The 5,201-nt window shown below is 68.1% G+C and carries 5 protein-coding genes; 2 read left to right on the top strand and 3 right to left on the bottom strand.

Annotated elements, in window-relative coordinates; translation table 11 throughout:
* The 3 genes from TY51_RS18155 to TY51_RS18145 form a co-directional block, all read right to left on the bottom strand.
* Positions 1-633, bottom strand: a 633-nt coding sequence (locus TY51_RS18155; protein ID WP_042252357.1) for an ABC transporter substrate-binding protein, incomplete at its 3' end; no start/stop codon positions are given.
* Between the two features lie 195 nt (positions 634-828).
* A complete protein-coding gene (locus TY51_RS18150) occupies positions 829-1,542 on the bottom strand; it encodes a MipA/OmpV family protein (protein WP_052650447.1) in 714 nt (237 codons plus the stop codon).
* A 127-nt stretch (positions 1,543-1,669) separates the two neighbouring features.
* A complete protein-coding gene (locus TY51_RS18145; protein ID WP_042252360.1) occupies positions 1,670-3,535 on the bottom strand; it encodes an ABC-F family ATP-binding cassette domain-containing protein in 1,866 nt (621 codons plus the stop codon).
* 121 nt (positions 3,536-3,656) lie between these two features.
* On the opposite strand from TY51_RS18145, the gene TY51_RS18140 reads away from it, so the two are divergent.
* Both TY51_RS18140 and TY51_RS18135 read left to right on the top strand, forming a co-directional pair.
* Complete coding sequence (locus tag TY51_RS18140) at positions 3,657-4,874, top strand: GTP-binding protein (protein ID WP_042252353.1); 1,218 nt, start codon at positions 3,657-3,659, stop codon at positions 4,872-4,874.
* Positions 4,871-5,201 (top strand): DUF1826 domain-containing protein (locus TY51_RS18135; protein ID WP_042252351.1); only part of this gene is annotated, 331 nt, incomplete at its 3' end. The genes TY51_RS18140 and TY51_RS18135, both read left to right, overlap by 4 nt.

Genomic DNA, 5,201 nt, shown 5'->3' with positions numbered 1-5,201 from the left:
CGCGGCGATCTGGGCCAGTTCGGCGGAATAGTCCAACTGGCCCATCTGGGTGAAGATTTCGCCCGCGACGCCGCCGGTATAGCTTTTCTTGAACCCGGCCAGCGCGTCCTGTCCGGCCTGATAGTTCGGGGCCAGCAGGAAGACGTTCTGGAACCCCTCGGCCTGCGCATGGGCGCCCATCACCTCGTGCATCTGGTCGTTCTGGTACGACGTCGCAAAGAAGGCCGGGTTGCAGTCGGCCCCGGCCAGGTTCGACGGGCCGGCATTCGGGCTGATCAAAATGCCGCCGCCCTGCGTCACCGGCTGGACGATGGCACCCGCGACGTTCGAAAAGATCGGTCCGACCACGATGTCGGCGCCGTTGCGCTCGACCAGTTCGCGGGCCTTGTTGGCGGCGACGTCGGGTTTCTGTTCGTCGTCCACGACCACGATCTCGGTCGGAATGCCGCCCAGATCGCCGATCTCCTCTGCGGCCAGCAGAAAGCCGTCGCGCGCCATCTCTCCCAGAACCGCGCCGGGGCCGGACAGGGTCAGCAGCACGCCCACGGTCAGCGTGTCGTCCTGCGCCCAGGCCGGGGCGGCCAGGGCGGTCGTTGCGGCAAGCGCCGCGATCAGCGAACGGGTCTGGGTCATGGTGCGGTCTTTCCCTGTTGGCGGGGACCGCGTTGGTCGCGGCCCGGTTCGGATGCCTTGGCACCAGAACGCAACAGGCGGGCGCGACCTGTCAAGAAATTATTTCAGGCTTAAAACATTTGGCATGAAAAAAGGGCCGCGCAATGCGCGACCCCCGGCCTTGCGGCAATCAGAAGCCGAACGTGAACCGGCGCGTCACGCCAAGGCGCAGCGAAGCTGGTATTCTTCCTGCACGACCGGCGAATCGGCGGCGTCGCCGATCAGCTTGCCATAGCGCACCTCGCCCAGGACGGCGGTGGTGTCGTTGATGGCATAGCGGGCCTCGAAGGTGATCGCCGCTTCGTTCAGGCCGCCACCGGGCGTGGTGGCGGGCAGGCCGCTGGTCACGCTTTCCGCGGGCGTCACGCCGAAATAGGTGTTGTTGAAGTCGTCATTGCCATAGACGACCTCGGCCCCGGACCACAGGGTGACGCGGTCGCTCAGCTCGGTGCGGTATTTCGCGCCGACTTCGCCGGTCACGCCCTCATGGCCGTCGAAACCACGGCGCACGCTGCCATAGGCGGTCAGCGGACCCGCGCCATAGCTGACCCGCAGGCCCAGCTCGTACGCGCGGTCGATGTCGTCCAGGCCGGTCAGGGCTGCGTCGTCACCGCTTTCGCGCTTGCCGACGGTGCCAAAGGACGGCGCAATCGAGAAACCCTGTGCGGGGGCCATGCCCACCGGACCAAAGCCCGCATCGCGCCAGATGATCCACGGCGACACCTCGGCATCCTCGGCGCCGGGATAGGTCGGCCCAAGGGCCGCACCCAGGCCCAGATCGACCGAGAAGCTGCGCCCCCCGGTGGCCCCGAAGTCCTGCGCGTGGGCGGGAACGGCGAACAGGACGGCAAGGGCCAAGGCATATTTCATGGGGGCGATTCCGCGCAAAAAGGGCTTTCGGGGTATCTATGGCCGCGCCTTGCAAGGCACAACCTGTCCGCACGTCATCCTGTGCCATGCGCCGCATTTTCGCAACAGCGCGATGATCATCCTGCCGTCAGCCCTTTTCGGCGGCGTCCAGCTTTTCCAGCGCGGCCATCCACAGCTCCTCGGCGAAGGCTAAGGCGCGAACGGCCTCGGCCCGCTTCTTGCCCCACTTCTCGGCCTCGTAGGGATCGTTGTAGAGGCCCGGATCGGCCAGCTTGACGTCCAGCTTGCCCATCATCTCGGTCAGCTTCTGCACGCGTTCCTCGGACTTGCGCACGTCCGACCGCAGCGTCAGCACCGCGTCGCGGTTGGGCTTTTTCGGGGCGACAGGCTTGGGCGCCTCGGGGGTTTTCTCGCCGGACTTCTCGGCGGGCGCGTCGCCCGACAACAGGAACTTGCGATAGTCGTCCAGATCGCCCTCATAAGGGGCGACGGCGCCGTCCTTGACCAGCCACAGCCGGTCCGCGACAAGCCCCAGCAGGTGCATGTCGTGGCTGACCAGCACGACCGCGCCGGTGTAATCGTTCAGCGCCTCGGACAGGGCCTCGCGGCTTTCGATGTCCAGGTGGTTGGTCGGTTCGTCCAGGATCAGCAGATGCGGCGCGTCGATCGTGGCCAGCAACAGCGACAGGCGCGCCTTCTGGCCGCCGGACAGGGCGCGGACCTTGGTCTCGACCTGCGCCTCCATCAGGCCGAAACCGGCCAGGCGGGCGCGCTGGCGGGCCTGCATCTCGTTCGGGCGCACGGCGCGGATATGGTCCAGCGGCGTGTCGTCCAGCGACAGCTCGTCGACCTGGTGCTGGGCGAAATAGCCCACGCGCAGCTTGTTCGACTGAACCACCTTGCCGGCCATCGGCGTCAGGCGCCCGGCCAGCAGCTTGGACAGCGTCGACTTGCCCTGACCGTTGCGGCCCAGCAGGGCGATGCGGTCGTCCTGGTCGATGCGCAGGCCCAGGCGCGACAGCACGGCGCGGTCGCCATAGCCGACATTGACCCCCTCCATCGCGACGATGGGGGGCGACAGCTCCTCGGGCTGAGGAAAGCTGAAGCGGAAGAACTTGGCCTCTTCGGGCGCGGTGATCGGCTCCATCTTGGCCAGCGCCTTGACGCGGGCCTGGGCCTGGCGGGCCTTGCTGGCCTTGGCACCGAAGCGGTCGACGAAGCTTTGCAGATGCGCGCGGCGTTCGGTCTGCTTCTTGGCCTCGGCGGCCTGCAGGGCGCGCTTTTCGGCGCGGATGCGGGTAAAGCTGTCATAGCCGCCGGTATACAGCGTCAGCTTCTTGTCCTCGACATGCAGGATGTGGCCGACGGCGCGGTTCAGCAGCCCGCGGTCGTGGCTGATGATGATCACCGTGTGCGGATAGCGGGCCAGATAGGTCTCCAGCCACAGCGCGCCTTCAAGGTCCAGATAGTTGGTCGGTTCGTCCAGGAGCAGCAGGTCGGGCTGCGCGAACAGCACCCCCGCCAGCGCCACGCGCATCCGCCAGCCGCCGCTGAAATCGCTGGTCGGGCGCTGCTGGTCGGCGGTGTCGAAACCCAGCCCGTCCAGGATGGTCGCGGCACGGGCCTCGGCCGACCAGGCGTCGATGTCGGTCAGGCGGGTCTGGATGTCCGCGATACGGTGGGCATCGGTGGCGGTCAGCGACTCGGCCATCAGGGCGGTGCGTTCCTGATCGGCCTCAAGGACAGTCTCCAGCACGGACAGCGCGGTCGCTGCCGATTCCTGGGCCACGCCGCCGATGCGGGCGCGCGTCGGCAGGCTAATGGCGCCGCCGTCCAGACCCAGTTCGCCCCGGATCAGCTTGAACAGCGTGGTCTTGCCCGCGCCGTTGGGGCCGACGAGGCCGACCTTGTGCCCTTCGGGCACGGACGCCGAGGCGCCGGCGAACAGCGGGCGGCCCTGGATGGAATAGGAAATGTCATCGATATGCAGCATCCGCGCGGCATGGCCCATCGGCGGCGGGGCGTCAATGGGGCGGACAGGGCGCGCTGCAGGATTGTCATCAGTTATGTTATACTATAACTATACTGACCAGCCACCGCACCGAGGACCCGCCATGACCCAAGATCCCCGCCTGCCCGTCACCGTCCTGTCCGGATTTCTGGGCGCCGGAAAGACGACCCTGCTGAACGCCGTCCTGAACAACCGCGAGGGACTGCGCGTCGCGGTCATCGTCAACGACATGTCGGAGGTGAACATCGACGCCGACCTGATCCGCGCCGAGGGCGGCATGTCGCAGACGCAGGAGACCCTGGTTGAGATGTCGAACGGCTGCATCTGCTGCACGCTGCGCGAGGACCTGCTGCTGGAAGTGCGCCGTCTGGCCCAGGCGGGGCGGTTCGACTATCTGCTGATCGAATCGACCGGGATCAGCGAGCCCCTGCCCGTCGCCACCACCTTCGAATTCGCGGACGACACCGGCGCCAGCCTGTCCGACGTGGCGCGGCTGGACACGATGGTGACCGTGGTCGATGCGGTGAACCTGACGGCCGACTTCTCCAGCCACGATTTCCTGTCCGACCGCGGAGAGGTGATGGGCGATGGCGACGCGCGCACCCTGATCGACCTGCTGACCGACCAGATGGAATTCGCCGACGTCATCGTGCTGAACAAATGCACCGACGCCGGCCCCGCCCGCGTGGACGCCGCGCGCAAGATCATCCGCGCCCTGAACGCCGACGCGCGCATCATCGAAACCGACCACAGCCGCGTCGCGGCGCGCGACATCCTGAACACCGGCCTGTTCGATTTCGACCGCGCCCACACCCATCCGATGTGGGCCAAGGAACTGTACGGCCATGCCGACCACACCCCCGAGACCGAGGAATACGGCATCGTCAGCTTTGTCTATCGCGCCCGCCAGCCGTTCGAGCCGCGCAAGATCTTTGAGCTGCTGAACGGCCCCCTGCCCGGCGTGATCCGCGCCAAGGGGCATTTCTGGGTCGCCACGCGCCCCGATTGGGTGGCGGAATTTTCGCTTGCCGGGGCGCTGTCCTCGGTCCGGCCGCTTGGGCAGTGGTGGGCCTCGGTCCCGCGCGACCGCTGGCCCACGCATCCCGAGGGGCGCGCCTATCTGGATGCGCATTGGTCCGACCCCTTCGGCGACCGGCGTCAGGAACTGGTCTTCATCGGCGCGGGCATGGACGAGGACCGCATCCGCGCCCGCCTTGACGCCTGCCTTCTGGGCGAGGAGTGGGGCGACAACCCGGCGGGCTGGACCGCCCTGCCCGACCCCTTCCCCGCCTGGCGCCGCGCCGCGGAGGTCGCGGCATGAACCAGCGTGTCGTCCTGCGCCCTGCCCCCGCCCCTGCCACGGCGATGAACAGCGGCCACGACCCCCGCGTGCTGGGGACCATCGCCCTGCCCGGCGTCGCGGTCGCGCTGTGGCAGCGGTTCACCGACGCGGCGTGGCAGGCCTGGCTGGACGCGCTGGCGCCCGAACGCCTGCCCCGCCTGCGCCTAGACCCTGCGCCCGCAGGACGCGGCGGCGGCCATCGCGGCGCCTGGCGACGCGGCGGCGCTGGCCGTTGCGACCATCGCCGGGGCGCTGATCGACCATGTGGCCGACCTGACGCAGCACGCGGCGCGTCCCATGGGCGCG

The organism is Paracoccus sp. PAMC 22219, from assembly GCF_000787695.1.
GTDB lineage: Bacteria > Pseudomonadota > Alphaproteobacteria > Rhodobacterales > Rhodobacteraceae > Paracoccus.
Note: the sequence above shows the minus strand (reverse complement) of the source record. Positions and strands in the feature narration are given on the sequence as shown.

What these genes read in the sequence shown, in the direction of transcription:
- TY51_RS18145 (WP_042252360.1), bottom strand. Translation starts at nt 3,535, where the DNA reads ATGCTGCATATCGATGACATTTCCTATTCCATCCAGGGCCGCCCGCTG.
- TY51_RS18140 (WP_042252353.1), top strand. Translation starts at nt 3,657, where the DNA reads ATGACCCAAGATCCCCGCCTGCCCGTCACCGTCCTGTCCGGATTTCTG.
- TY51_RS18150 (WP_052650447.1), bottom strand. Translation starts at nt 1,542, where the DNA reads ATGAAATATGCCTTGGCCCTTGCCGTCCTGTTCGCCGTTCCCGCCCAC.